This is a genomic window from Qipengyuania sp. HL-TH1 (genome assembly GCF_036365825.1).
GTDB classification, from domain to species: domain Bacteria; phylum Pseudomonadota; class Alphaproteobacteria; order Sphingomonadales; family Sphingomonadaceae; genus Qipengyuania; species Qipengyuania profunda.
In genome coordinates, this window is record NZ_CP142675.1 from 1,529,387 (window position 1) to 1,553,453 (window position 24,067).

A 24,067-nucleotide genomic window follows, 5' to 3' on the forward strand; every position below is an offset into this window, starting at 1 on the left:
ATGCGGGATGGTGCGCCCGTCCGGCTAGGGATATGGACCAGGCTGGGCTATTGCAGCGGACGAAAGCAGGAAGCGAATTGCGTCAATCGAAGGCCAGAGCGGATCGAAGCAGGCGTGCCCCGCGCGCCCCGTCCGCACGCGCCAGGCGGTTCGAGGCGCGCCGCCAAAAGCGGCGCAAACTGGTCTCGCGCGGGGCGCTGCTCGCCGGAGCGATCGCATTGCCGACGGTTGCCGCGCAGGGCGAATGGGCGGATCTGAAAAGCGCGATGGGGCTTGCCGAGGAACGCGTCGCCTTCGCCCCCATGCCGTTCGAAACCCCGGGTGACAGTTTCCCCGGCTCGGCGTTTTATTATCTCGAGGATGCCCCGCGCCTGGCGATCGATGTCAGCGACCTGCGCCAGAGCGAGGGCACGTTCGAAACGGTCGAATTTGCCGAAAGCCACGGGGCGGGCGCCGCGGCGCAGGCGTTCCGCCAGGCGGGCAGCGGGCTCGACAAGGCCCGCGCGCTGCAATGCCTGTCGATGGCGGTCTATTACGAGGCGGCCAGCGAAAGCTACGCCGGGCAGCAGGCGGTGGCGCAAGTCGTTCTCAACAGGGTCGCGCATCCGGCCTATCCGGCCAGTATCTGCGGCGTGGTGTTCCAGGGATCGGAGCGCACAACCGGCTGCCAGTTCAGCTTTACGTGCGACGGATCGCTTCGCCGCACGCCCGCCCGCCAGGCCTGGGCGGTGGCGCAGTCGGTCGCGCTGGGGGCGCTGGCGGGCGAGGTGTACCAGCCAATCGGCCTCGCAACGCATTACCATACCAATTACGTGAACCCCTATTGGGCGGCGAGCCTGGATTTCATCGGCGCGATCGGCGCGCACCGGTTCTATCGCTGGAAGGGCGGCGCGGGCACCGCGGGCGCCTTCACCGATGCCTATGCCGGGAGCGAACCGCTGGCTGCACCCAATATCCGGCGAGCGGAACTCGATGTGCCGGGTCCGGTGGCCCCTGCCCCGCCATCGAACGACACGATCAGCCTCGGCGCGGCCTCGACGGCGCCGGTAGGCGCGACAGGTGCGACGACTGCCGTCCCCGCAAGCACCAAGCTGCCGCAATCGGGGCGCGTGAAGGAGGAATATGCCAATTCGGGCAAATGGATCAGCGAGCCGGGCCGGAAATAGCCGCGTATCTTGCGCGGAGGCAATCCTTTACGTCTTCACAACCATGCTGCGGAACCGAAGCTTAGCGGTGGCCGGGTAGGACAGAATGATCCCCCAGCCGCTTCACAAGGATAGAGGCATGCCCCTCCATTTCGCCGCCGCTCGTTCCGCCGCGCATTCGCCGATCGCCCGCGCACTGGCGAAAAAGGCGCTCGCCCGCGCTGCCAACGACAATGGCGATGCGGCGCATATGCAGGCGGAAGCCTCGAGCTTCGACCATATGATGCGCGCTGCGCTGCGGCACTTTGCCGAACACGGCATGGGCGCCGCCGAAGCCGCGCGGCAGCAGGCCGAACAGGCGCATTTTACCGGCGATACCGAGGCGTATGAATGGTGGCTGGGAGTCTGCCGCACGCTCGACCGCCGGCTTGCCGAAAGCCTCGAGGGATCGATCGCGATCGATGCGCTGCTGGCCCGCTAAGCCGCGGCGCAGCCGGGGGTAAGCATTCTTCCGGAGGTGACATACCCGCCCGCTTAGGTGCTCATGGGCGCAAATCCGTGCCAGCGATGCACGCTCGCGTCGCGGCGGCACGGCCCGTGGCGCGCGGGAGCCAAGCGAGGCCACAAGGGATTCGCGATCTGCAATCCCGTTTGCCCGCACTGCCTGCATATCCTTGAATTCGCGCGCTTATTGCAACTGCGAACCATTTGCAAACATAGTTTGGGGACTGCAAGCATTGGCGGTTGCAATCCCTCCGGCGCGGGCCTAGGGCGCAACCGCAATCGACCGGGTGCCATGCCTCCTCTGCGGGACACTTGACGCATGGCCCAGTTTCGGTCCGGGTATCATCTCTGTCCCGCACGGCAGGAACAAGGACCCTCATTTCCATGGCACGCAAGAAGATCGCCCTTATCGGCTCCGGCATGATCGGCGGAACGCTCGCCCACCTCGCGGCGAAGAAAGAAATGGGCGACATCGTCCTGTTCGACATCGCCGAAGGCATGCCGCAGGGCAAGGCGCTCGACCTCAGCCAGTGCGGCCCGGTCGAAGGCTTTGACGCCAAGATCACCGGCACCAACGACTATGCCGACATCGCCGGTGCCGACGTGGTGATCGTCACCGCGGGCGTGCCGCGCAAGCCTGGCATGAGCCGCGACGATCTGCTCGGCATCAACCTCAAAGTGATGAAAGCGGTCGGCGAAGGCATCAAGAACAACGCGCCCGACGCATTCGTCATCTGCATCACCAACCCGCTCGACGCGATGGTCTGGGCGCTGCGCGAATTTAGCGGCCTGCCGCACAACAAGGTCGTCGGCATGGCCGGCGTGCTCGACAGCGCCCGCTTCGCCACTTTCCTCGCCTGGGAATTCGACGTTTCGGTCAAGGACGTTAACGCGTTCGTGCTCGGCGGCCACGGCGACACCATGGTCCCGGTCACCAGCTACACCACGATCAACGGCATCCCGGTCAACGATTTCGCCAAGATCAAGGGCGTGTCGGAAAGCCGCATCGACGAAATCGTCGATCGCACCCGCAAGGGCGGCGGCGAGATCGTCGGCCTGCTCGGCAATGGATCGGCCTATTACGCCCCCGCCACCAGCGCGATCGCGATGGCCGAAGCCTATCTCGGCGACACCAAGCGCATCCTGCCCTGCGCCAGCTATGTCGATGGCAAATACGGCCTCGACGGGCTGTATGTCGGCGTGCCGACGATGATCGGCGCGGGCGGCACCGAAGAGGTGATCGAAATCGAACTGTCGGACGAAGAGAAGTCCAACCTCAAGGTCTCGACCGACGCGGTCGAAGAACTGCTCGAAGCCTGCAAGGGCTTGGACAGCTCGCTGGCCTGAGCGAGACGATGCGGAAGCTCTTTTTCCTCCCCGCCCTGCTGCTCGCCGCTCCCGCCGCGGCGCAGCAGGAGGCAGCCACCGCACCGCACGTCGCAGAAGCGATCGCCGCTTGCCAGGCAATCACCGAAACCGATGATGTGCGATACGATAATTTGCCCCCGATGGAGTGGGACAATGCCAAGCGGCGTGGCGCACGATCGCAGCGTGTGTTCAAGGGACTTTACCAGAAAGAGGGCAATAACACGCTGATCGTCGTTGCGAACGAGCAACTCGAGGCCAAGACCTGCGTCGTGCAGGCCTTCCTTCCGGACACCGCTTCCTACGTCCCCCTGCTGCAAGAGGTTTCGCAGTCGATCGGCATGCCCGAACAGCAGGACGGTTACAGCTATTTCTGGACGATCGCGGGCCATACGGTCCGGGTCGATCCCGCGGGTGATGCAAAGCGCCCGTTCGCCCGTTTCGAAATTTCCGCAATTCCCCAGGAGAGTGCCGAATGAGTATCCTCGTCGACAAGAACACCAAGGTCATCACCCAAGGCATGACCGGCGATACCGGTACGTTCCACACCGAGCAGGCGCTCGCTTACGGCACGCAGATGGTTGCCGGCGTTACCCCCGGCAAAGGCGGTAGCGAGCATATCGGCCTGCCGGTCTACAACACGGTGTCCGAAGCCAAGGCGGAAACCGGCGCGACCGCTTCGTGCATCTATGTCCCGCCGCCGTTCGCCGCGGATTCGATCCTCGAGGCGATCGATGCCGAGATCGAACTGATCGTCGCGATCACCGAAGGCATTCCCGTGCTCGACATGGTGCGCGTCAAGCGCGCGCTCGAAGGTTCTAAGTCGCGCCTGATCGGCCCGAACTGCCCCGGCGTCCTGACCCCCGGCGAATGCAAGATCGGCATCATGCCCGGATCGATCTTCAAGAAGGGCAGCGTCGGCGTTGTCAGCCGTTCGGGTACGCTGACCTATGAAGCCGTGCACCAGACCACCATGGTCGGCCTCGGCCAGACCACCGCAGTCGGCATCGGCGGCGACCCGGTCAACGGCACCAATTTCATCGACGTGCTCGACCTCTTCCTCGACGATGACGACACCAAGTCGATCATCATGATCGGCGAAATCGGCGGCAGCGCCGAAGAGGAAGCCGCCGAATTCATCAAGCAGGAAGCCGCCAAGGGCCGCGAGAAGCCGATGGTCGGCTTCATCGCCGGACGTACCGCGCCTCCGGGCCGCCGCATGGGCCATGCCGGCGCCATCGTTTCGGGTGGCCAGGGCGGCGCCGACGACAAGATCGCCGCGATGGAAGCTGCGGGCATCCGCGTCTCCCCCTCGCCCAGCGAACTCGGCACCACGCTCGACGCGCTGCTGAAGGAACTCGCCTGACGGCCAGCGCGGACGGCCCCCTGTTTCGGGACCGTCCGCGCGGCTGAGGCATTGCCATAGAGAGCCGACAGCAGGTCGGCACGAGAAGGTGACCCGGATGGGCAACGAAAGCCACGAATTCCTCCCCGAGCTGGGCGACCAGGAAGGCCCGCAGCAGGGCCCGAGCTGGGGCAACCCGCGCTGGCTTGCCGAAGTGGTCGACAGCGAGGCGGATCTGACCGCCGCGCTCGATCCCACGCAGATGCGGATGGCGGTGGCCAAGGCGGCGGAAAAGACGGGCAAGGCGCTCGATCCCAAGGCGATCGAGCAGGCGGCGGACGATTCGATCCGCGCCATGCTGCTGGTGCGCCTCTATCGTGTGCGCGGCCATCTGGCGGCCAATCTCGACCCGCTGGGCCTGTCGCATCGCGAAGTGCCCGAGGATCTGACGCTCGAATGGCATGGCTTCGGCGGCCAGGAAGACCGCGAGGTCTATGTCGGCGGCGTGTTCGGCTTCGAATGGGTCAGCATCGGCGAGCTCTTCGACGTGTTGCGCGCGACCTATTGCGGCAATGTCGGCCTCGAATACATGCATATTTCGGACACCGAGGAACGCCGGTTCCTGCAGGACAAGTTCGAGACGCCCGAAGACACGATCCAGTTCACCCCCGAAGGCAAGAAGGCGATCCTCGCTGCCGTGATCCGCGGCGAGCAGTACGAGAAATTCCTCGGCAAGAAATACGTCGGCACCAAGCGGTTCGGCCTCGATGGCGGCGAATCGATGATCCCCGCGCTCGAAGCGGTGATCAAATATGGCGGCCAGCTGGGCACGCGCGAGATCATCTACGGCATGGCCCACCGTGGCCGGCTCAACGTGCTCGCCAATGTCATGGGCAAGCCGTACAAGGTCATCTTCCACGAATTCTCGGGCGGCAGCGCCAATCCCGACGATGTCGGCGGTTCAGGCGATGTGAAATACCACCTCGGCACCAGCACCGACCGCGAATTCGACGGTATCAACGTGCACATGTCGCTGGTGCCCAACCCCAGCCATCTCGAGGCGGTGAACCCGGTCGTACTTGGCAAGAGCCGCGCGCAGCAGGCAATCCGCGACGATCTCAAGCAGCACGAACAGGTCCTGCCGGTGCTGCTCCACGGTGATGCGGCCTTTGCCGGCCAGGGTATCGTGTGGGAATGCCTCGGCTTCTCGGGCGTGCGCGGCTACAACACCGGCGGCTGCCTGCACTTCGTCATCAACAACCAGATCGGCTTCACCACCAGCCCGCAATTCGCGCGCTCCTCGCCCTACCCCAGCGATGTGGCGAAGGGTGTGCAGGCGCCGATCCTGCATGTGAACGGCGACGATCCCGAAGCGGTCACCTTCGCCTGCAAACTGGCGGTCGAATACCGCCAGACCTTCGGCCGCGACATCGTGATCGACATGTGGTGCTATCGGCGCTTCGGTCATAACGAGGGCGACGAGCCCAAGTTCACCCAGCCACTGATGTATGACGAGATCCGCCAGCACCCCAAGGTCAGCGAGATCTACTCCGCGCGCCTCGAGGAAGAAGGCGTGATCGAGAAGGGCTATGCCGACGGGCTGAGCGCCGAGTTTATCGACCACCTCGAACAGGAGTTCGAAGCGGCCAAGGATTACAAGCCCGACCAGGCCGACTGGTTCGGTGGCCGGTGGTCGGGCATGAACAAGCCCGCCGATCCGGAAAGCGCTCGCCGAAACGTCGAAACCGCGGTCGAGAAGAAGCTGTTCGACAGCCTCGGCCGCACGCTCACCTCGGTGCCCGACGACCTGACCATCCACAAGACACTCGGCCGCGTGCTCAAGGCCAAGGAGGAAATGTTCTCCAGCGGCGAAGGGTTCGACTGGGCCACCGCCGAAGCGCTCGCTTTCGGCAGCCTCGTCACCGAAGGCTTCGGCGTGCGTCTGTCGGGCCAGGACTCGGGGCGCGGCACGTTCAGCCAGCGCCACGCCGTCTGGGTCGACCAGAAGGACGAGCGCAAATACATCCCGCTGACCACGCTGCCGCATGGCAAGTTCGAGGTCTATGACAGCCCGCTGTCCGAATATGGCGTGCTGGGCTTCGAATACGGCTTCGCCATGGCCGATCCCAAGAGCCTGGTGATGTGGGAAGCGCAGTTCGGCGATTTCGGCAATGGCGCGCAGATCGTGATCGACCAGTTCATCGCCGCGGGCGAGGTCAAATGGCTGCGCGCCAACGGCCTCGTCCTGCTGCTGCCGCATGGCTACGAAGGCCAGGGCCCCGAGCACAGCTCGGCCCGGCTCGAGCGGTTCCTGCAGCTGTGCGCGAACGACAATATCCAGGTCTGCAACATCACCACGCCGGCCAATTACTTCCACGTCCTGCGCCGCCAGATGCTGCGCAGCTTCCGCAAGCCGCTGGTCATCATGACGCCGAAGAGCCTGCTGCGCCATCCGCTGGCGAAGTCGGATGCGGCGGAATTCATGGGCGATCAGCACTTCATGCGGATCAAGTCCGACATGAAGGACATTGCCGACGAGAAGGTCAAACGGCTCGTACTGTGCAGCGGCAAGGTCGCCTACGACCTGATGCAGCGCCGCGACGAGGCCGAACTGGAGGACGTCTCGATCGTCCGGATCGAGCAGCTCTACCCCTTCCCCGGCGAACCGCTGGCCGTGCGTCTCGAACGCATGACCAATCTCGAGCAGATCGTCTGGTGCCAGGAAGAGCCGAAGAACAATGGCGCGTGGTTCTTCGTCGATCGCCTGATCGAGGAAGCCGCCGAGGCCGCAGGCAAAACGGGCATGCGTCCGTGTTATGCCGGCCGCGAAGTCGCTGCCTCGCCCGCCACGGGTTACGCCAGCCGCCACCAGGTGCAGCAGGAAGCCCTCGTCAATATCGCACTCGGACTCAACGGCAGCGCGCCGAACGTCCGCAGTGACTGCAAGTAACTCGGGAAAGCGAGATTATGGCCACCGAAGTCAAAGTTCCCACGCTGGGTGAATCGGTCAACGAAGCGACCGTCGGCGAACTGCTCAAGAACGTCGGCGACGCGGTCGCGGTCGACGAACCGATCGTCAGCCTCGAAACCGACAAGGTCGCGGTCGAGGCCCCCTCGCCCGTCGCCGGCGTGATCAAGGAATTCAAGGTCGCGGTCGGCGACACGGTCGAGATCGATGCGGTCATCGCGGTGATCGAGGAAGGCGCTGCGCCTGCGGCCAAGGGTGCCGAAGCCGGCCGGGCGCAGGAAGAACGCGCCGAAGGCAAGCAGGAGCGCGCCGAAACGCCCGCCCCCGCTCCCGCGGCCTCGTCGGACGCCGCCCAGACGCTGTCGCCCGCGGTGCGCCGTGCGGTGCTCGAACACGGCGTCGATCCCTCGACCATCAAGGGCACCGGCAAGGACGGCCGCCTGACCAAGGAAGACGTGATCGCTGCGGCGAATGCCAAGCGCGATGGCGGCGCAGCTCCGGCAGCATCATCGGCCCCGCCCGCCGCCACCGGCGGCGAGCGCCGCGAGGAACGCGTCAAGATGACGCGGATGCGCCAGACCATCGCCAAGCGGCTCAAGGGCGCGCAGGAAAACGCCGCGCTGCTGACCACCTTCAACGATGTCGACATGTCGGCGGTGATGGAGGCGCGCGGCAAGTACAAGGACATGTTCGCCAAGAAGCACGACATCCGGCTCGGCTTCATGGGCTTCTTCGCGAAGGCCGCCTGCCTGGCGCTGAAGGACGTCCCCTCGGTCAACGCCTATATCGAAGGCGACGAGATCGTCTATCACGACTATGTCGATATCTCGGTCGCCGTGTCGGCACCCAACGGCCTCGTCGTCCCGGTCATCCGTGACGCGCAGGACAAGGGTTTCGCGCGGATCGAGAAGGACATCGCCGATTTCGGCAAGCGCGCCAAGGACGGCACGCTGACGATGGACGATATGAAGGGCGGCACCTTCACCATCTCCAACGGCGGCGTGTTCGGATCGCTGATGTCGACCCCGATCATCAACCCGCCGCAGAGCGCCGTGCTCGGCCTGCACCGGATCGAGGACCGCGCGGTGGTGGTCGATGGCGAAATCGTCATCCGCCCGATGATGTATATCGCGCTGTCCTACGACCACCGCCTGATCGACGGCCGCGAGGCGGTCACTGCACTCAAGATCATCAAGGAAGCGATCGAAGATCCCACCCGGATGCTGATCGACCTTTGAGGAAGAAATAATGGCTGAATACGACTACGATCTCTTTGTCATCGGTGCGGGCCCCGGGGGCTATGTCGCGGCAATCCGCGCGGCCCAACTCGGCCTCAAGACTGCTTGCGCCGACAGCCGCGATACACTCGGCGGGACCTGCCTCAACGTGGGCTGCATCCCGTCGAAGGCGATGCTGCACGCATCCGAATATTTCGACGCGGCGAGCAATGGTTCGATGGCCGCGCTCGGTGTCGACGTCACTCCCAAGCTCAATCTCGAGCAGATGCACGCGCAGCGCCGCGATGCAGTGAAAAGTCTGACCGGCGGGATCGAATTCCTGTTCAAGAAGAACAAGATCGACTGGAAGAAGGGCCACGCCACCTTCCAGGACGCGCATACGGTCAAGGTCGGTGATGAAACCTTCACCGCGAAGGACGTGATCATCGCCACGGGCTCCTCGGTCACCCCGCTGCCGGGTGTCGAAGTCGATAACGACAAGCAGATCGTAGTCGATTCGACCGGTGCGCTCGAACTCAAGTCGGTGCCCAAGAAAATGGTCGTCATCGGCGGCGGCGTGATCGGGCTCGAACTCGGTTCGGTCTGGCGTCGTCTCGGCGCCGAGGTGATCGTGGTCGAATATCTCGACAAGCTGCTCCCCGGCATGGACGACGACGTGCGCAAGGAAGCGGCCAAGATCTTTAAGAAGCAGGGCATGGAACTGCGCCTGTCGACCAAGGTTACCGGCTGCACGGTCAAGGGCAAGAAGGCCACGCTCACGCTCGAACCCGCCGCGGGCGGCGAAGCGGAAACGCTCGACGCCGATTGCGTGCTCGTGTCGATCGGGCGCCGTCCCAATACCGAGGGTCTCGGCCTCGACGCGATCGGGCTGGAAACCAACCAGCGCGGCCAGATCGAGATCGATCACGAGTTCCGCACCAAGGTCGATGGCGTTTGGGCAATCGGCGATGTAGTCCCTGGCCCGATGCTGGCGCACAAGGCCGAAGACGAAGGCATCGCCTGCGCCGAGAACGTCGCCGGGCAGACGGGCATCGTGAACCACGATCTCATCCCCGGTGTGGTCTACACTTGGCCCGAGTTTGCCGGTGTCGGCCTGACGCAGGAAGAAGCCATCGAGAAGATGGGCGGCGACAAGTCGAAGGTCAAAGTCGGCAAGTTCCCGATGATGGCCAACAGCCGCGCGAAGACCAATCACGAACCCGACGGCTTCGTGAAGATCATCGCCGAGGCCGAAAGCGACCGCGTGCTCGGCGTCTGGGCGATCGCCAGCGTGGCCGGGACTATGATCTCGCAGGCGACGCAGGCGATGGAATTCGGCGCTACATCCGAAGATATCGCCTACACCTGCCACGCCCATCCGACGCATTCCGAAGCGATCAAGGAAGCGGCGATGGCGGTTCAGGGCAAGCCCATCCACGTCTGATCGGAATGGCGAAGACAGCGGCCCTTCCTGCGACAAGCGAGGGCCGCTGAATGGCCGGGCGCGCGGCAATCGTCCTCGCGCTCGGCACGCCCGTTCTGGCGGGTCTGATCTTTCTTGCTTTGGGCCGCGCTCCGCTGGCCTATCCGGTCGGCAATGCGCTGGCCCTGCTGCTGGCATTACCGGTTGCAACCCTTGTGCGGATACGCCTGGCCGGCGGTCGGCAACGTGTGCTGGCGGTGGTGCTGCTGGCGCTGCTGTTCATCCCGCTCCTCAGCGGCCCCCACCTCAACGGCATAGCGCGCTGGCTGCCGCTGGGGCCGCTCACGCTGCATGCCGGTGCGCTGGTTGTTCCCGCACTGGTGGTGCTGGCGGCGCGGGACGCGGAGTACGCCCCGCCGATCCTGCTGGCAGCGCTGCTCGCGGCCAGCCTGCAGCCCGACGCGGCGACCGGCCTCGCGGTGATGATGGCCGCCATCGGACTTTACAATGCAAATGGTGACTGGCGGATGGTGCCGGTCGCGGGGATCGCCTTTCTCGCCAGCATCAGCGCGGGGCTGCGCGGCGAGTTACCCGCCCAGCCCTTCGTCGAGCGCGTGCTGGTCGACCTGGCGCTGCACCAGCCGTTTGCCGCGCTCGGTCTCGCCGCCGCATTGCTCGCCAGCTTCCTGCTGATCGCCCACGCGCTTCCTGCGGAGAAACCCGTGCGCCACGCGCTGGCAGGCTCGCTGTTCGGCTTTTCGCTCGCCGCGCTGGTGTCCAACTATCCAAGCGTGCTCATCGGCTACGGCGCCGCGCCGATCCTCGGATACGGGCTGGCCCTGGCGCTCGCGCGCCAGGGCCCTCAGACCCCGTCGGGATAGACCGGCGCGATATCGACCGGGATGTCGGCCATCGCCGCGAACCGCGAATTGGCGGCATCGTCGAGCACCGCATGGCGATCGAAGAAGGCCTTGGTACCCGCATAATCGCCGCGCGCCTGCAGCATCAGCTGCGCGCTCAGCAGATCGCGGATGCCCGCTTCCATCGCCGGATAATCCACCGTGTACCGCTGCGCCGCGGCATCCCAGGCGAATGCGCCCTTCTCCTGGAGATAGCCATATTGCAGCTTGGCGCCGCGGCCATGCGCGCTTTCGGTGCCGAACCGCATCGAGCGGAACAGGCCGGTGAAATAGGTCGAGAACAGCTCGGGCTTCTCTGCGGCGGGGATTTCGCCCTTCTCCATCATCAGCAGGATGTTCCAGATGCCCATCACGTCGGCCTTCGATTCCTCGAGCGCCGAATACTGGTCGCGCAGCTCCTCGTTCACCGTGGTCTGCCGGCCATCGACGGTGATCGTGCCCGGCCCGAGGCTGTGCGACAGCTCGTGGAACAGCGTGTTGGCTTCCATGTATTTCTTCGCCACCAGCGCTGCCTGGTCATCCTTGAGCACGACTTCGGCCATCGGGGCGAGGATACGGTCGTATTTGGCGCCGAGCACATTGGCCAGGATCACCTTCTTCGCCCCCTTCGCCTCGCGCACGCGCTCGTCATTGGGGAGGTTGAAGGCGATGGTCTGCGTGCCCGGGACATTGTCGCCGCCGCCATGGACCTGATCGGCCACTGCAATCGGGCTTTCGAACCCGCGCTGGAAATTCTTGTCCGCGTCGGGGATGGGCAGGTTCTCTTCCATCGTCCGCAGGTAGTTCTTGTACTTCGCCAGCGCGGCGCTTTCTTCGGGATTGCGCAGCGTCACGAAGCTTTCGAAGGCGGTCTTGGTACCGTACAGCCGGTCGGTATAAACCTCGTAGGGACCGATCGCGACCTCGATCGGCGTATCCTGCAGGTCCATCCACGCCATCTCGCTGGCAAAATAGTCGTCGGTCAGAAAGCTGGCCGCGCGCAGCGAGAGAAATTTCTTCAGGCTGGGGTTGGACGTCCGCTGTGCCGCCCGTTCGAGCAGGCGTGCGGCGGGGACCAGCCATTCGCGATATTCCTGCGAATAGGGGACGGCGACGAAGCCCTCGCCGCTGCGCTTGACCACCGTATAGGGGCTGGTCAGTGCCTCGCGCTGGTCGGGATTGGCCGCGAGATAGGCGTCGAATTCCGCGCGCGTCAGGTCCTGCGGATAGAAGCCTGCCCCTTCCGGCATGGCCTGCGTCCCCCAGAAGGGGTGCAGCTCGGCGACCTCGTCCCATGGACCGAAATTGCGGTCGAACATCGCCACCAGCATGTCGCGGTCGGCGCGGCGGCTGCGCGCGATCGTCTGGCGTAGCTGCGGCAAGTCCGCGCCCCGCTGGCGCAGGTAGATCTCGTCCATATAGCCGCTGGCCTCGATCAGCAGGTTGACCACCTCGCGCTCTTCCCCGGTGAGGAAGGACGTGTCGGGCGCCATCTCGATCACCGCCAGCTTGGCGTATTGTTCCTTGAGATCGTAGCCATCGGGAGCCGCGGCGGCAGGCGGCACCGCGTTCGGTTCGATCCGCGTGTCGGTGACGGCAGGCGTGCAGGCGGCGCTGGCGAGCAGCAGGGGCAGGATGGCGCGACGCATGGGATATCCTCTGAAAATGTTCGGTCTATCACTGGAAAACGCCATGCGGCGCTGATGTGTCCTGCGCAAGAGCGCGATTGACCGCGCGGTTCGCTTATCCGACATTGGCGCGCAGGGAGGAAAGAGCATGGCCTATCCGACACTAACCACGAAACCCGGTGCGATCGAGATTGCGGGCGCGATCCGCCATGGAGAGATGTCGCCACTCGAGGCGGTCGAAGCGGCGATTGCGCGGATCGAACATCTCGACGCGCATATCAACGCGGTGGTGGTGACCGACTTCGACCGCGCGCAGGAACAGGCCAAGACCATGACCGCCGGGCGGCTGCCCCAGGACCAGCCGCTGTTCGGCGTGCCGATGACGATCAAGGAAAGCTTCGATGTCAGCGGCCTGCCGACTTCCTGGGGTCACAGCGAATATGCCGACCCGATCGCCACGCGCGACGCCTGGGTGGTCCGCCAGCTCAAGGGCGCCGGCGCGATCATCCTCGGCAAGACCAATGTCCCGCCCGACCTCGCCGACTGGCAATCGAACAATCCGGTCTATGGCCGGACCAACAATCCGCACGATCACGCGCTGTCTCCCGGTGGCTCGTCGGGCGGTTCGGCGGCGGCGGTCGCGAGCGGGATGGTGCCCTGCGACTTCGGCAGCGATATCGGCGGGTCGATCCGCGTTCCCGCGCATTTCTGCGGCGTCTGGGGGCACAAGAGCAGTTGGGGGCTGATCTCGAAGCGCGGCCATGTCCACCCGGTGGCAGCGGGGCAGGAGGCGCATGACGGCGCGTTGTCTGTCGTCGGGCCCCTGGCGCGCAATGCCGCCGACCTGCGGCTGCTGGTCGAACTGACGCAGACGGTCCCGCTGCGCGCGCGGACCAAACCGTTCAAGGACAGCCGTTTCCTGCTGCTGCTCGATCACCCGTCCTGCCCGACCGACGATGCGGTGCGCGGACCGCTCGAAGCGGCGGCCGTCGAGCTCGAACGTGCGGGTATCAGCGTCGATCGCGCAAGCGACCTCGTCCCCGACCTGGCCGCGCAGCACGCCGATTACATGCGCATGCTCAACGTGACGCTCGCGCGCGGCATGCCCGGCCCCGACGGGCAGCGCGCCAGTGCGACAGACTGGTTCGACATGCGCGATGCGCAGGCGCGGAACGAGATCGCCTGGGCCGCGCTGTTCGACAGCTACGACTTCGTCCTTGCCCCGCCTGCACCGCTGCTGGCCTTCCCCCACCGCGAGGATCGCCTTTTCGATGGCATGGCGACCATCAACGGCACCGACCAGCCCGGGGCAACCGCGCTGTGCTGGGCAGGGCTGGCAACCTATCCCAACCTCCCCTCCACCGTCTTGCCTGTGGGCGAAACGGGCGGCTTGCCTTGCGGAATGCAGGTCATCTCGCGCAGGTGGGCGGATCTCGATTGCATTGCCGCGGCAGAAGCGATCGGCACGATCCTCCACGGCTAGGGAGCCTCGACGCAATGCAACGTCCGCGCATCATGCAGCGCATTTCAAGGTGGCACATCTGGCTGGGCTGGCTGGTCGGTCTGCCGGTGCTGATGTGGACCGTGACCGGGCTGGTCATGGTGGCCAAGCCGATCGAGGAAGTGCGCGGCAATCATCTGCGCAAGCAGGTGCCCGAGCGTGCGCTGCCCGCCGATACCGAGATCGCGGTCTCGCTGCCCGCCGAAAGCACCCGGCCGGTGCGCGCGGTCACCACGCAGGTCGAACGCGGCGAGACGATCACGCGCATCGCCTATATGGACGGGACGACCGCGCGATACCGCCCCGATGGCAGCGCGATGGGCCCGCTGTCCGAGGTCGAGGCGCGGTTGATCGTGGCCGAAGGTATCGAGGGCGGCGACAAGGTCACCGCGACCGCGCGCTTTGCAGCCGAGGACGTCCCCTTCGATTTCCGCCGCCCACTGCCGGTCTGGCAGGTGGCGCTGGCGGACGGCACCCATGTCTATGTCGGCACCGAAACCGGCCAGATCGAGGCGGTGCGCACGCGCTGGTGGCGGACCTTCGATTTCGTCTGGGGCCTGCACATCATGGATTTGCAGACGCGCGAGGACACGCATCACCCGATCCTGATCTTCTTCGCCCTGCTGGCGGTAATCGGCGCGCTGTTCGGCTGCATCCTCATGTTCCGCCGGCGCAGCGCAAGGGTGGGCGCCAAATGAATACGGAAGTCCTGACCCCGCTGCTCGACTGGCTCGACCTTGCCGGGGTGGCGATCTTTGCGCTGACAGGGGCGCTGGTTGCCGCAAAGGAGCGGCAGACCTTCGTCACGCTGGCCTTCTTCGCGCTGGTTACCGGCGTTGGCGGGGGCACGGTGCGCGACCTGCTGATCGGTGCGCCGGTTTTCTGGATCCACGATGGCGGGGTCGCGGGCGTGTGCCTCGCGGTGGCGCTGTTCGCGTGGTTCATCCCGACGCGGTGGTGGGCGGGCCGCTTCCTGTCGATTGCCGATGGCCTGGGGCTGGCGGCCTATGCCGTGCTCGGTTCGGCCAAGGCGCTGCAATATGGCGTGCCGCCGGTCCCTGCCGCGCTGATGGGGGTCATCACCGGCTGTGTCGGCGGGATCATCCGCGACGTGGTCGCCGGGCGTCCATCGATCCTGATGCGGCCCGAGCTCTATGTCACCGCCGCAGCCTTATCGGCCAGCCTGACGGTGCTCGGCGATGTCGCGGGAATCATGCGCGAATGGGTCTGGGTGGGCGCAACCGCCGCGGGTTATGGCCTGCGCCTCGCCGCAATCAGGTGGAACCTGGCGCTACCTGCCTATCAGCGCGACTAGCGCTCCGCTCCCCGGTAGCCGGTGCCGTATTCGAGATCGGCATCGACCGCATCCTCATCCCCCGGCAGGGGACCGCCCGGATAGGCGGGCTGCGCAGAATCGCTGCGCGCGCGCATGGCGGCGTAATAGGCATCGTCATACTGGCGATCCTCACCTTCAAGGCGCGCTGCGTCGTCATAGCTGCCGTAGCTGTCGTAGCTGGAGCCGCCGGTTCCATAGCCGATTGATTCGATACGGCCATCGGCGCCGATCGCGCAGTTGAACCCCTGCCCGTCGTAAAGCGCGCCGCTGACGGTCCAGCCGCGCGCATCGCGATTGACCGCATCGACGGTTTCAACGCGGGCACTGCGTTCGATCTCTTCGACACACATGTCGACCGCGCGGTCGATCCCGCGTCCGTCATCATAGCTGACCCCGCCGCGGCGCGGTTCGGGATAACGGCTGTCACGGGTCGGATAGCGTTCGCTCGAGCCCTTCGCCGCATTGGCGATGGCGGCAATCCCGCCGATGATCAGGATACCTGCCAGCACATCGCCCGCATCGACGCCGCGATCACGGCGGTGGCGATACCGGCGGTGTCCCGCTGCGTCGTCATCGCCCGGCATCCACGCGGGGGCGGAATGCGCCGCCACGGGCGCTGCGGGCGCGGGCAGTTCGGCGGCCTGCACCGGCATGGCGGTCAGCGAGAGCGCGGCAAGCAGCGCGGGCGCGGCGGAAAGCGATTTGATGGACGGCATGGTCCGGTACCCCAGTGGTCACGCCCCCACCCGGCGCGCGATTATCGATCAGACAGGACTAGGCGGCCCAGGCTAAATGAAGCCTGAACCGCCCTGGGGGGTCCGTAAAGCGGGTATCAGCGCAGTCCGCGGATGCCGCTGAAGTCGAGATAGGTGACGCGACCGCGCTCGATCGAGCAGGTGAAGCTGCCGCTGTCGCGGTCGCTGTACCGGCGATCGCGGCGGTCATAGCGCGAGTTGTACCCGCGCTGCCCATCGACGACCATCGTGCCCTTGACCTTCCAGCCATAGCGGGTGTCGTCGACGTCGCGGATGTCGGTTACCTGCGCGATGCGATAGCCATAGCGGCGCGCATCGGTCTGGGCGGCACTGACGCAGCGCTCGACCGCCGAACGCGGGTTGCCGCGCGTGGCATAGGCGGTGCGGCGATAGTCGTTGCCGTTGTTGTAGCGTTGGCCATCGCGGTAATAGCGACCGTCGCGGTAGTGGTCGCGGTCCTTGCTGGCCGCGCTGGCGATGGCGGCGATGCCGCCGATGATCACTGCGCCGGCGATCACTTCGCCGACCGAAATCCCGTCATCATCACCGCGGGCCTGGGCGGGCGTGGCTCCGGCCAGCGCCAGCGCGCCGACGGCAGCCGTTGCGATCCCACCCTTCGCGAACGTTTTGGTCAATTGTTGCATCTCGAGGTCCTCCTCGTCGGTGCCGCGGCGGGATTGCCTCGGCTATGAGAAGGGTTCTAGAGGGACTTGCGTGAGGTGACGCTGAACTCTGGCGACAGCGATTGTTCAGGTATATAGCTCTTTTTATGAACGCCTAATCCTCAAGCGTTTCAAGCACATCACGGGTGAACGCAGCGATATCGAAGCGCGATCCGGTTGGATCTTCGCCCCGGCGCACGATCACGACGTTCATGCTTGGCACGATTACGATGAACTGCCCGCGATTCCCCATTGCGGCGAATGTGTCGGCAGGGACCCCGTCGGAAGTGTTGAGCAGCCAAAACCCCGCGCCGTAGCCGAACGGACTGTCGGGCTGCGGACCGGTGGGCGCGGAGACATAGTCGACCCAGCCTTCGGGCAGGATACGCGTGCCATCGGCGAGCATGCCGTCATCGAGATAGAGCTGGCCCAGTTTCGCCAGATCGCGCGCGGTCGACCACACCTGGCTCGAGAGAATGTACTCACCCTGCCAGTCGGTTTCGGCCACGGTGTGGTGCATGCCCAGCTTCTCGAACAGCGCGGCCGGGGGATGTTCGTCAAACCCCGGCTTGATCGCGCGCACCGCCATCAGCGTGTCGTTATTGGCATAGCGATAGACCGATCCCGGCGGATGGACGACCGGCCAGCTGGTCGCGGTTTCCCCAACCGACGAGCCGCCGAAATAGAGTGGATCGGTGCGGTTGCCCGGCGTGTCCGAATAGCGCCCCGATGCCATGCGCAGGAGATGGTCGATCGTGATCCCGTAGCGGGTGTGGTCCTGCATCCTCCCGCCCAATCCTGCGCGGGTATCGACCTGCACTTCGCCCCGCGCCTGCGCGGCGCCGAGCAAGGTCGCGGCAATGCTCTTGGCAACCGACCAAGTGCGCTGCGGCACGGCCGGTCCGAAGTCAGGCGCATAGGCTTCGCCCAGCAGCGTTCCGCCGCGCTGCACCAGCACCGCCGTGGTCCGTGTTCCCTCACCATAGTTCTGGGCGAAGGCGCCCTCGCCCACCGTTTGCAACGCGCCCTTCGCGAAAGGCGTCACCGCGGCGACCGGATGGTTTTGGCCGGACCGGGTAGTCACGAAGGGAGGAAGCCCTCCGCCAATGGGGGCAAGCTGGCAGCCCATCCGCGAATCGTGGATCGCGATCCGGGGCGGCATGCTCTCTGCCCACGCGACGCTGACATGGCTGACTTCGTTCGAGCCCGCGGCAGTAGCCCGGGATGCGGGCCGGCGATGGATTTCATAACTCAGCTCAGGTGCGATTTGATCGAGCGGTGCCTGGATCCCGGTCAATTCCCAGGCCTCGACACGGGCGGGCGTCCGGGCGGCGCCATTGCGCTCTGCATTCGCGATCGCACTGCACAGGAACAGCGCCTTGTAGCCCGCAGCGAGCGCGCGGTCATAGCGCGCCTCGAGCGCTTCCTGCGTGGTCGATTGGGCAGCGGCGGGCGTGGCGGCGAGCAGCGCGGCGGCTGCGAGGACATGTCTGATCATGCGCGCCTTGTGGCACGGCTTTTCGTGCAGGCAAAACAAAAGGGCCGGACAGTTTCCTGCCCGGCCCCGCTTGTCTGGTTTCGAATGCGGCTTACGCCTCTTCGAGGTCCATGTCTTCGTTCATGACCGGGCCCGAATCCTGGCCCTTGGCGTCCACGTCGCGGTCGACGAGTTCGATGATGGCCATCTGGGCGGCGTCACTGCCGCGGTAACCGGCCTTGATCACGCGGCTGTAGCCACCTTCACGGTCGTCGTAACGCTCGGCCAGAACGTCGAACAGCTTCTTGAGCTGGGTTTCGTCCTGCAGGCGGCTCATGGCGAGGCGACGGTTCGACAGGCCGCCACGCTTGGCCAGCGTGATCAGCTTTTCGATGTAAGGCCGCATTTCCTTCGCCTTGGGCAAAGTGGTCATGATCTGCTCGTGCTTGATCAGCGCGGCGGCCATGTTGCGGAGCATCGCATTACGGTGGCCGGTCTTGCGCTGCAGCTTACGGCCGGAAATTTTATGACGCATTTCAAATCATCCTTCGTTCGATAGGGGCCCGTGCGAGGTAGCCCGTAGCTGGTCGGATAGGGCCGACCCTCCCGTTTGTTTCCGACCTTGCGGTCGGGGCGGTGCCGGCCCACTCCCCCACCCGGCCACCCACGGCATGATCCTGAATGGGTGGCCGGGTGGGGGAGTGGGCTGGTGCCGCAAGGGTCGGACGGATGTCCGACCCTCGCACCTTCAATTTAACCCAGCAGCTCTTGTTCGAGCTTCTTGGCCATTTCCTCGATGTTTTCCGGCGGCCAGCCGGGGATGTCCATGCCGAGGCGCAGACCCATCGACGAGAGCACTTCCTTGATCTCGTTAAGCGATTTGCGGCCGAAGTTCGGCGTACGGAGCATCTCGGCCTCGGTCTTCTGGACCAGGTCGCCGATGTAGATGATGTTGTCGTTCTTGAGGCAGTTGGCCGAACGGACCGACAGTTCCAGCTCGTCGACCTTCTTGAGAAGGTAGCGGTTGAGCTGGTTGGTGTCGCTTTCCTGCGGCTCTGCAGCCTGGCCGATCATGGCCGAGCTGGGCTGCGGGATGCCGTCTTCGAAGTGGACGAACAGCGTCAGCTGGTCCTGAAGGATGCGTGCGGCATAGGCCACGGCGTCTTCGGGAGTGACAGTGCCGTCGGTATCGATGGACAGCGAAAGCTTGTCGTAGTCGAGTTCCTGGCCAACACGGGCGTTCTCGACCTTGTAGCTGACCTGGCGGACCGGCGAGAACAGCGAGTCGACCGGGATCAGGCCGATCGGCGCATCGACGGGGCGGTTCATGACTGCCGGACGGTAGCCCTTACCGATGTCGGCAGTGAGCTCCATGTTGAGCGTCGCGCCTTCATCGAGATGGCAGATCACCAGATCCTTGTTCATCACTTCGATGTCGCCCGACACGGCGATGTCGCCGGCTTTCACTTCGCCGGGGCCGGTAGCGGAAAGCTGCAGGCGCTTCATGCCTTCGCCTTCCATCTTCAGCGCGATCTGTTTCACGTTGAGGACGATGTCGGTAACGTCTTCGCGCACGCCGGCAAGCGAGCTGAATTCGTGGAGCACGTTCTCGATCTTGATCGAGGTGATCGCGGCACCCTGGAGCGAGCTGAGCAGCACGCGACGCAGTGCGTTGCCGAGCGTCAGGCCGAAGCCGCGCTCGAGCGGTTCGGCCACGAAGGTCGCCTTGCGCGCCTTGTCGCCGGATTCCTTGATATCAAGGACATTGGGTTTCTTGAGTTCCTGCCAGTTCTTGATGTTGACGGACATGAAAATCCCCTGGTTCGGATGCGGGCAGGACCGGCGCTCTTCAGTAAGAGCGTCCGGTCCGTGAGAGGGTGTCGGCGGCCCGCTAGCGAGCCGCCAGGCAGGTACGGATCAGACGCGACGACGCTTGGAAGGACGGACCCCGTTATGCGGGATCGGCGTCACGTCACGGATCGAGGTGATGGTGAAGCCCACAGCCGCAAGACCGCGCAGTGCGCTCTCACGACCCGACCCCGGACCCTTCACTTCGACCTCGAGGGTGCGCACGCCGTGTTCCACGGCCTTGCGGCCCGCGTCGTCGGCGGCGACCTGCGCGGCATAGGGAGTCGACTTGCGGCTGCCCTTGAAGCCCATCATGCCGGCGCTGGACCAGCTGATCGCATTGCCCTGTGCATCGGTGATGGTGATCATCGTGTTGTTGAAGCTGGCGTTGATATGCGCAACGCCGCTCGAAATGTTCTTTTTGTCGCGGCGCCTAACGCGGCCGGGTTCGCGTGCCATGGTCTGTATTCCTCTAATCTATCAAGAAGGCAAAAGCGTAGGGAAATCCCTCCGCTTACTTCTTCTTGCCAGCGATCGGCTTGGCCTTGCCCTTGCGGGTCCGGGCGTTGGTGTGAGTGCGCTGGCCGCGGACGGGCAGGCCGACACGGTGACGCAGGCCGCGATACGAACGCAGGTCCATAAGGCGCTTGATGTTCATAGCCGTGTCACGGCGAAGGTCGCCTTCGACCATGTGCTCTTCATCGATCGTTTCACGAACGCGCAGAACTTCCTCGTCGGACAGGTCCTGCACGCGGCGCGCGTGATCGATGCCGAGCTTGTCGGCGATCTCGACGGCCTTGGTCCGGCCGATTCCGTGAATATAGGTGAGCGCGATGATCACGCGCTTGTTGGTGGGGATATTTACCCCGGCAATACGAGCCACTTACTTCTCCATGCTCCACAGGGACCGGACATCCGGTTAACCCTATCTCATCGCTCCATTCATCGACGCTCGCGGTGCCTGCCTGATACAAATGGGCAGGCGGGCGCCCAATTTGGCTGTCGCCGCCGGACTCACCGCAATGTCGAATGAAGAGCGCGCTTAGGGGATTCGCCCGCGGCGTCAACCGCCCAGCACACGCAAACCAACGAGACCGCCGGATGGGCGGCTCGCGAGGTGTTGCAAGCCTTGTAGCGCCTGACGCCGCGAAGGTCAAAACCCTACATCACTCCAAATGCGAGCATCGCATCGGCGACCTTCTTGAACCCGGCGATGTTGGCACCCTTGACGTAATCGACGTAGCCATCGCCCTGGTCGCCATATTCGACGCATTTGCCGTGGATTCCCTCCATCAGCTCGGTCAGCATCTGGCCCAACCGTTCGTGGTTCCACGCGATCCGTTCGGAATTCTGGCTCATCTCGAGCCCCGAGACCGCGACCCCGCCGGCATTCGCCGCCTTGCCGGGGCCGTACATGATCTTGGCATCGTGGAAGACCTTCACCCCGTCGAGCGTGGTCGGCATGTTGGCGCCTTCGGACACCGCCTTGCAGCCATTGTCGACGAGGCTGCGCGCCTCATCTTCGTTCAGTTCGTTCTGTGTCGCGCATGGCAGCGCCAGGTCGCATGGCACGTCCCACGGACGCCGTCCCTCGTGGAACGAGGCGGAAGTGAAGTGGTCGGCATATTCGGAGATGCGTCCCCGGCGGCGGGTCTTGAGATCCTTGACCCAGTCGATCTTGTCCTGGTCGAACCCGTCGGGGTCGTGGATGAAACCGCCGCTGTCGGACAGGGTGAGCACCTTGCCGCCCAGCTGGACGATCTTTTCCGCCGCATGGGTCGCAACATTGCCCGAGCCGGAGATCACCGCGCTCTTGCCCTCGACCGCGTCGCCCTTGTGCGTCAGCATGTTCTGCAGGAAATAGACCGCGCCATAACCGGTCGCTTCGGGGCGCATCTGCGAGCCGCCATATTCGGTCGCCTTGCCGGTCAGCACGCCTTCCCAGCGATTGGTGATGCGCTTGTACTGGCCGAACATATAACCGATCTCGCGCCCGCCCACGCCGATGTCACCTGCGGGCACATCGGTATCGGGGCCGATATGGCGGTAGAGCTCGGTCATGAAGCTCTGGCAGAAGCGCATCACTTCGCTGTCGCTCTTGCCCCTGGGGTTGAAGTTCGCCCCGCCCTTGCCGCCGCCCATCGGCAGGCCGGTGAGCGAGTTCTTGAAGGTCTGTTCGAAGGCGAGGAACTTGAGCACGCTTTCATTGACGCTGGGGTGGAAGCGGATCCCGCCCTTGTAGGGGCCGATCGCATTGTTGTTCTGCACCCGCCACCCGCGCTGCACGCGGATGCAGTGATTGTCGTCCTCCCAGCACACGCGGAAGCTGACGATCCGGTCGGGTTCGGCGATCCGGCGCAGAATCTGCGCCTCGTGGTATTCTTCCTTGTCCTCGATGAAGTGGAAGACGTCCTGCGCCACTTCCTGGACCGCCTGGACGAACTCGTCCTGCCCCGGATTGCGCTTCTTCACGCCCTCCATGAATGTCGAAAGATCCACGTGCCTGTCGTAGACGGATGCCATGTCGCAATTCCCCCCTGGTGCCCGGTTGGGCGAGTTGATGTTTGCGACCCCGGCGCCCGTTCGCCGGGCGCTCGTCGGCTTGTGCTATTCGGTGTCTTGCAAGGCGTCGATCTGCGCCTCGATAGTCGCTTCCCCATCGGCCGGATCATCGGCTTCGCCGCCTGCCCCGCCCGCCCCTTCGAGCGCCCCGAGATAATCCCTGAGGCCATGCAATTGCTGGCTCATCACGGCATCCACGGCCTGCGAAATCGAGGCAACCTCGTAGCGCATGGAGCCGCCGACGGCATATTCCCAGCGGATCCGCGTCCCGCCCGCGATTTCCTCGAGCGTGATCGTCAGCACACCGGTGGCCGGTTCGCCCTGCAACGGGCCGAGCCCCCCGCGCATGCGCAGGTTCCTGAGCGGATAGGCCTGGATGACGGTCATGTGCTGGACGCTGCCGTCGAGCGAAAACCCGTCCTCGCGGTCCTCGCCGGGCACGCGCTCGCAAAAGCAACCGCCCGCCTGCGGGGTCAGTGTCATATTGGCGGCATCGGCGGACCAGGTATGCGCGTCGTTCCACCAGGCAGCGGGCCTGATCAGCGCGAGCCATGTATCCAGCGGGCTGGCCGCGACATCGGCCTGGTCCTGCGTCACGAAGCCGCGTTCGCTGGTCTCGGCAACCGTGGCCGAAAGCGGCATCGCAGCCGTCAGCGTGGCTGCGGCAAGAACCGTTGTGACAAGACGCATGGACCCTCTCCCCTGTGCGGAGAAACGTCCTAAGCGAAGTTGCGCCTGTTTGGAAGCGGCGGGTCGATCAGTCCGCGAGGATCGCGTCGATCGCGTGGGTCACGTCTTCGATCGAAGCCATGCCATCGACCCGGCTGACTATACCGCGTGCTTCGTAGCCCGGCAAGATCGGGGCAGTCTTGCCGCGATATTCCTGCATGCGGGTACGCACGGTGTCCTCGTTATCGTCGGGGCGGCGCTTGAATTCGGTCGAGCCGCATTTGTCGCACACGCCCTCTTTCTCGGGGAGCTTGAAGACGTCGTGATAGCCCGCACCGCAATTGGCGCAGGTGAAGCGCCCGGTGATCCGTTCCACCAGTGCATCCTCGTTCACTTCGAGTTCGACCACATGGTCGAGCTTGCGGCCGTGCCGCGCGAGGATTTCGTCGAGCTGATCGGCCTGCGCCGCGGTCCGCGGATAGCCATCGAAGATCGCGCCGATCTCGGGACCCATCTCGGTCAGCTTGGCATCGATCATGGCCGAAACGATCTCGTCCGAAACGAGCCCGCCCGAATCCATGATGTCGGCGACCGTACGGCCCAGTTCGGTATCGGCCTTGCGCGTGTCACGCAGCATGTCACCGGTCGAGAGCTGGCGCATGCCATGATGCTCGACCAGTCGCTGAGCCTGCGTTCCCTTACCGGCGCCCGGAGGGCCCAGGAGGATAATGTCCATCGCGTATTGTCCCCTTCGCCCGTGCTG

Annotated in this window: 23 protein-coding genes; 12 read left to right on the forward strand and 11 right to left on the reverse strand. The window is 64.9% G+C overall.

Going from position 1 to position 24,067, the window contains the following annotated elements; genetic code table 11:
* Positions 1-77: 77 nt before the first annotated feature.
* The 9 genes from VWN43_RS08035 (at position 78) to VWN43_RS08075 (ending at position 10,848) form a co-directional block, all read left to right on the forward strand.
* Positions 78-1,166 (forward strand): cell wall hydrolase, encoded by a 1,089-nt coding sequence (locus VWN43_RS08035; RefSeq protein ID WP_320179939.1) that lies wholly within the window; start codon positions 78-80, stop codon positions 1,164-1,166.
* A gap of 118 nt (positions 1,167-1,284) precedes the next feature.
* Positions 1,285-1,626 (forward strand): hypothetical protein, encoded by a 342-nt coding sequence (locus VWN43_RS08040; RefSeq protein WP_320179938.1) that lies wholly within the window; start codon positions 1,285-1,287, stop codon positions 1,624-1,626.
* Positions 1,627-2,033: 407 nt separating this feature from the next.
* The gene (gene mdh, locus VWN43_RS08045) at positions 2,034-2,996 is read left to right on the forward strand and encodes a malate dehydrogenase (RefSeq protein WP_320179937.1); all 963 of its coding nucleotides are present in this window, start codon (positions 2,034-2,036) and stop codon (positions 2,994-2,996) included.
* Between the two features lie 8 nt (positions 2,997-3,004).
* A complete protein-coding gene (locus VWN43_RS08050) occupies positions 3,005-3,493 on the forward strand; it encodes a hypothetical protein (RefSeq protein ID WP_320179936.1) in 489 nt (162 codons plus the stop codon).
* Positions 3,490-4,380: a succinate--CoA ligase subunit alpha gene (gene sucD, locus VWN43_RS08055; protein WP_320179935.1), complete on the forward strand. Its 891-nt coding sequence runs from the start codon at positions 3,490-3,492 to the stop codon at positions 4,378-4,380. Before VWN43_RS08050 ends, sucD begins: the two co-directional genes overlap by 4 nt.
* A gap of 97 nt (positions 4,381-4,477) precedes the next feature.
* Positions 4,478-7,309 carry a 2-oxoglutarate dehydrogenase E1 component gene (locus VWN43_RS08060; RefSeq protein WP_320182103.1) on the forward strand — a complete coding sequence of 944 codons (2,832 nt, stop codon included), beginning with the start codon at positions 4,478-4,480 and terminating at the stop codon, positions 7,307-7,309.
* Between the two features lie 17 nt (positions 7,310-7,326).
* Positions 7,327-8,565 carry a 2-oxoglutarate dehydrogenase complex dihydrolipoyllysine-residue succinyltransferase gene (gene odhB / locus VWN43_RS08065; RefSeq protein ID WP_320179934.1) on the forward strand — a complete coding sequence of 413 codons (1,239 nt, stop codon included), beginning with the start codon at positions 7,327-7,329 and terminating at the stop codon, positions 8,563-8,565.
* A 10-nt stretch (positions 8,566-8,575) separates the two neighbouring features.
* Positions 8,576-9,988 carry a dihydrolipoyl dehydrogenase gene (lpdA, locus tag VWN43_RS08070; protein WP_320179933.1) on the forward strand — a complete coding sequence of 471 codons (1,413 nt, stop codon included), beginning with the start codon at positions 8,576-8,578 and terminating at the stop codon, positions 9,986-9,988.
* 50 nt (positions 9,989-10,038) lie between these two features.
* Positions 10,039-10,848, forward strand: coding sequence for a hypothetical protein (locus VWN43_RS08075; RefSeq protein WP_320179932.1), 810 nt, complete (start codon positions 10,039-10,041; stop codon positions 10,846-10,848).
* Here VWN43_RS08075 and VWN43_RS08080 read toward each other — a convergent pair.
* Positions 10,830-12,515 carry a dipeptidyl-peptidase 3 family protein gene (locus tag VWN43_RS08080; protein ID WP_320179931.1) on the reverse strand — a complete coding sequence of 562 codons (1,686 nt, stop codon included), beginning with the start codon at positions 12,513-12,515 and terminating at the stop codon, positions 10,830-10,832. The two genes, VWN43_RS08075 and VWN43_RS08080, sit on opposite strands and share 19 nt — an antisense overlap.
* Positions 12,516-12,642: 127 nt before the next feature.
* Here VWN43_RS08080 and VWN43_RS08085 point away from each other — a divergent pair, with 127 nt between their 5' ends.
* From VWN43_RS08085 to VWN43_RS08095, 3 genes are read left to right on the forward strand one after another with little or no spacing between them, the layout of a single operon-like run.
* A complete protein-coding gene (locus VWN43_RS08085; RefSeq protein ID WP_320179930.1) occupies positions 12,643-13,977 on the forward strand; it encodes an amidase family protein in 1,335 nt (444 codons plus the stop codon).
* Positions 13,978-13,991: 14 nt separating this feature from the next.
* Positions 13,992-14,693 carry a PepSY domain-containing protein gene (locus VWN43_RS08090; protein WP_320179929.1) on the forward strand — a complete coding sequence of 234 codons (702 nt, stop codon included), beginning with the start codon at positions 13,992-13,994 and terminating at the stop codon, positions 14,691-14,693.
* Entirely contained in the window at positions 14,690-15,310 is a 621-nt protein-coding gene (locus VWN43_RS08095) for a trimeric intracellular cation channel family protein (RefSeq protein ID WP_320179928.1), read from the forward strand. Before VWN43_RS08090 ends, VWN43_RS08095 begins: the two co-directional genes overlap by 4 nt.
* On the opposite strand, the gene VWN43_RS08100 is transcribed toward VWN43_RS08095, so the two are convergent.
* The 10 genes from VWN43_RS08100 to VWN43_RS08145 all read right to left on the reverse strand — a co-directional run bounded on the left by VWN43_RS08100 (position 15,307) and on the right by VWN43_RS08145 (position 24,040).
* Complete coding sequence (locus tag VWN43_RS08100) at positions 15,307-16,047, reverse strand: hypothetical protein (RefSeq protein WP_320179927.1); 741 nt, start codon at positions 16,045-16,047, stop codon at positions 15,307-15,309. The genes VWN43_RS08095 and VWN43_RS08100 overlap by 4 nt on opposite strands.
* A gap of 116 nt (positions 16,048-16,163) precedes the next feature.
* Positions 16,164-16,730, reverse strand: a complete 567-nt coding sequence (locus VWN43_RS08105; RefSeq protein WP_253515122.1) for a hypothetical protein — start codon at positions 16,728-16,730, stop codon at positions 16,164-16,166.
* 133 nt (positions 16,731-16,863) lie between these two features.
* Positions 16,864-18,246, reverse strand: coding sequence for a serine hydrolase domain-containing protein (locus tag VWN43_RS08110; protein ID WP_320179926.1), 1,383 nt, complete (start codon positions 18,244-18,246; stop codon positions 16,864-16,866).
* 91 nt (positions 18,247-18,337) lie between these two features.
* Positions 18,338-18,760, reverse strand: a complete 423-nt coding sequence (gene rplQ, locus VWN43_RS08115) for a 50S ribosomal protein L17 (protein ID WP_253515118.1) — start codon at positions 18,758-18,760, stop codon at positions 18,338-18,340.
* A 218-nt stretch (positions 18,761-18,978) separates the two neighbouring features.
* A complete protein-coding gene (locus tag VWN43_RS08120; RefSeq protein ID WP_253515116.1) occupies positions 18,979-20,034 on the reverse strand; it encodes a DNA-directed RNA polymerase subunit alpha in 1,056 nt (351 codons plus the stop codon).
* 108 nt (positions 20,035-20,142) lie between these two features.
* Positions 20,143-20,532, reverse strand: a complete 390-nt coding sequence (gene rpsK, locus VWN43_RS08125; RefSeq protein WP_253515114.1) for a 30S ribosomal protein S11 — start codon at positions 20,530-20,532, stop codon at positions 20,143-20,145.
* Between the two features lie 55 nt (positions 20,533-20,587).
* Entirely contained in the window at positions 20,588-20,956 is a 369-nt protein-coding gene (rpsM, locus tag VWN43_RS08130) for a 30S ribosomal protein S13 (protein ID WP_253515113.1), read from the reverse strand.
* Positions 20,957-21,234: 278 nt separating this feature from the next.
* Positions 21,235-22,596, reverse strand: coding sequence for an NADP-specific glutamate dehydrogenase (gene gdhA, locus VWN43_RS08135; RefSeq protein WP_324292769.1), 1,362 nt, complete (start codon positions 22,594-22,596; stop codon positions 21,235-21,237).
* An 84-nt stretch (positions 22,597-22,680) separates the two neighbouring features.
* Positions 22,681-23,325, reverse strand: coding sequence for an SRPBCC family protein (locus VWN43_RS08140; RefSeq protein ID WP_320179925.1), 645 nt, complete (start codon positions 23,323-23,325; stop codon positions 22,681-22,683).
* Positions 23,326-23,392: 67 nt separating this feature from the next.
* Entirely contained in the window at positions 23,393-24,040 is a 648-nt protein-coding gene (locus tag VWN43_RS08145; protein ID WP_320179924.1) for an adenylate kinase, read from the reverse strand.
* Between the last annotated feature and the right edge of the window lie 27 nt (positions 24,041-24,067).